Origin of the sequence: Xenophilus sp., from assembly GCF_044462705.1 — a bacterium.
GTDB classification, from domain to species: domain Bacteria; phylum Pseudomonadota; class Gammaproteobacteria; order Burkholderiales; family Burkholderiaceae_C; genus Xenophilus; species Xenophilus azovorans.
On sequence record NZ_JBIQNC010000130.1, the window covers coordinates 12,207 to 15,184 of the forward strand.

General features: G+C 70.0%; 3 protein-coding genes. All 3 read left to right on the forward strand.

Annotated features, from left to right (window positions below; all coding sequences use genetic code 11):
- Positions 1 to 642 (forward strand): MFS transporter (locus tag ACIY1X_RS17870; protein WP_399683016.1); only part of this gene is annotated, 642 nt, incomplete at its 5' end.
- A 211-nt stretch (positions 643 to 853) separates the two neighbouring features.
- Positions 854 to 2,635, forward strand: a complete 1,782-nt coding sequence (locus ACIY1X_RS17875) for a nitrite/sulfite reductase (RefSeq protein WP_399683019.1) — start codon at positions 854 to 856, stop codon at positions 2,633 to 2,635.
- A partial coding sequence (locus tag ACIY1X_RS17880) for a DUF934 domain-containing protein (RefSeq protein ID WP_399683022.1) occupies positions 2,632 to 2,978 on the forward strand: 347 nt, incomplete at its 3' end. The genes ACIY1X_RS17875 and ACIY1X_RS17880, both read left to right, overlap by 4 nt.

The following is a 2,978-nucleotide window of genomic DNA, read 5'->3' on the forward strand; positions in this document are numbered from 1 at the left end:
GGGCTGGGCTCGCTGCTGCGCGGCCCGCATGCCCGCATCACCTGGGGCCTGGTCGTCTCGGGCCTGGCCTGGGGGCTGGTGAACTTCGGCTTCCTGCTGTGGCTGCCGACCAACCTGGGCGCGATGGGCATGGACCCGGGCGCGGCCAACGCCCTGCTGGCGCGCTCAGCCCTGCTGGCGCTGCCGGGCACGCTGGTCGTCATCGGGCTCTACCACCGCTGGAGCAGCGTCAAGGCGCTGGTGCTCTTCCTCGCGCTCACCGCCGCCGCGCTGCTGCTGTTCATGGTGCTGGGCATGCTCCAGGTGCACTCGGCGGCGGCGATGGTGACGGCCACCGCGCTGCTGCTGTTCAGCTCGAGCGGCGTGATCGCCATGCTCATCCCCTACGCCGCCGAGATCTATCCGGTGCACCTGCGCGGCACGGGCTCGGGGGTGATCGCCGCCAGCTCGAAGGCCGGCGGCATCCTCGGCGCGGGCTTCGGCGTGCTGGGGGTGTTCGGGCACTTCGCGCTGTCGGCGCTGGTCATCGCCGTGCCGACGGCCCTGGCCGCGGCGCTGCTGCTGCGCGGCGGCGTCGAGACGCGCGGCCGGCGGCTGGAAGACATCCAGGCCGCGCTGGCGCCCGGGAAGACCGGGGCGTAGGCGGGCCGGACCAGCGCCTGCCGCCCTTATCCCGGAATGCGCCCCGGCGGCCCCGAAACCCGCATGGCGCCTTGCGAATATGCATATCCGGATAAGGCTCGAACCAGAAAATCGTTTGTTTTCATAAGGGCCGCCTCTACAGTCCGCCCTTCGCGCCCGCGAGCCCTTCCACGGGGCCGTGCCGGCGCCATTCCAGTCCCCCTATCGCACGATGTACCAGTACACAGATTTCGATCGCCAGTTCGTCCGCCTGCGCGCGGAGCAGTTCCGGGACCAGCTCGAGCGCTGGCAGCGCGGCGAGCTCTCCGATGATGAGCTGCTGCCGCTGCGGCTGCAGAACGGCTGGTACATCCAGCGCTACGCCCCCATGGCGCGCATCGCCGTGCCCTACGGCGAGATCAGCAGCGCGCAACTGCGCATGCTGGCGCACATCGCCCGCGAGTACGACAAGCCCGACCCGGCGCTGCTGGCCCACGCCCAGGCCACGCAGGACGAGCTGCAGGCGGCCCAGCCGGGCCTGACGCTGGCGGCCCCGCCGCTGCGCTACGGCTACGGCCACTTCACCACCCGCACCAACGTGCAGTTCAACTGGATCCCCATCACCAAGGCGGCCGACGTGATGGACCTGCTGGCCAGCGTGTGCATGCACGGCATCCAGACCAGCGGCAACGACATCCGCAACATCACCTGCGAGGCCTACGAGGGCATTGCCGAAGACAACATCGTCGATACCCGCCCCTTCGCCGAGATCACCCGGCAGTGGAGCTCGCTGCATCCGGAATTCACGTTCCTGCCGCGCAAGTTCAAGATCGCCTACAACGGCTCGGTCGAGGACCGCGCCGCCACCGGCTGGTACGACATCGGCGTGCAGGCGGTGCGCAACGACGCCGGCGAGGTGGGCTTCACCGTCAAGGCCGGCGGCGGCATGGGCCGCACGCCGATCATCGGCACCGTGGTGCGCGAGTTCCTGCCCTGGGACCAGCTGCTCAACTACATCGAGGCCATCGTGCGCGTGTACAACCGCTATGGCCGGCGCGACAACAAGTGGAAGGCGCGCATCAAGATCCTGGTCAAGGCCGAGGGCCAGAAGTTCATCGACGACGTGGAGGCCGAGTACAAGGACATCGTCGAGCTGGACGGCGCCCCGCACACCATCACCCAGGCCGAGCTGGACCGCGTGCAGGCCAGCTTCGTGGTGCCCGAGCTCAAGCCCGCCAACCTGCCTTCCAGCGTGAACACCGACGGCCAGCTCTACCAGCGCTGGCTCAAGCAGAACGTGCGCGGCCACCGCCTGCCGCACCTGCGCGCCGTCACGCTGTCGTTCAAGCGCGTGGGCTTCGCGCCCGGCGACGCCGACGCCGACACGATGGAGGCGCTGGCGCAGTTGGCCGAGCAGTTCTCCGCCTCCGAGGCGCGCCTGACGCACGAGCAGAACCTGATGCTGCCCTGGGTGCACGAGAGCGACCTGCCCGCGCTGTACGAGGCAGCGCGCGCGCTGGGCCTGGCGCAGCCCAACATCGGCCTGCTGACCGACATGATCGCCTGCCCGGGCGGCGACTTCTGTTCGCTGGCCAACGCGCGCTCGCTGCCCATCGCGGCGGCGATCACCGAGCGCTACCAGGACCTGGACGAGGTGTTCGACCTCGGCCCGATCGACCTGCACATGAGCGGTTGCATCAACTCCTGCGGCCACCACCACAGCGGTCACATCGGCATCCTGGGCGTCGACAAGGACGGCAAGGAGTGGTACCAGATCACGCTGGGCGGCTCCGACGGCACCGAGCTGTCGGGCCCGGCGCTGGGCGGCAAGGTGGTCGGCCCGTCGTTCTCGGCGGCCGAGGTGCCGGAGGTGATCGAGGCGCTGCTCGGCACCTACCGCGCGCTGCGCAAGCCGGGCGAGTTCTTCATCGACACGCTGCGGCGCGTGGGCCACGACCCGTTCAAGGCCGCGGCCAACGGCGCGCGCTTCAAGGCCGAGGAGGTTGCGGCATGAAGCAGACGCTGCGCATCCTCAGCGCCGAGCAGCATGCCGGCGAGAGCGGCGCGGACGAGGGCCTGAAGGTCCTGCAGTTGCCCAACGACGCCGACCCGCTGGCCGCCGATTTGGACCTGGAAGGCGTCGGCCGCATCGAGCTGCAGTTTCCGAAGTTCACCGACGGCCGCGCGTACAGCCAGGCCATCATGCTGCGCCGCCGCCGGCGCTTCGCCGGCGACATCCGCGCCACGGGCGATGTGATCATCGACCTGCTGGTGCACATGCAGCGCAGCGGCTTCAGCAGCGCCGTGCTGCGCGAGGGGGTGGACGCCTCCGCGGCGCAGCGCCAGTTCGAGCGCTA

Bases quoted from the DNA above. Each gene is read 5' to 3' on its own strand.
- ACIY1X_RS17875 (WP_399683019.1), top strand. From the start codon at position 854: ATGTACCAGTACACAGATTTCGATCGCCAGTTCGTCCGCCTGCGCGCG.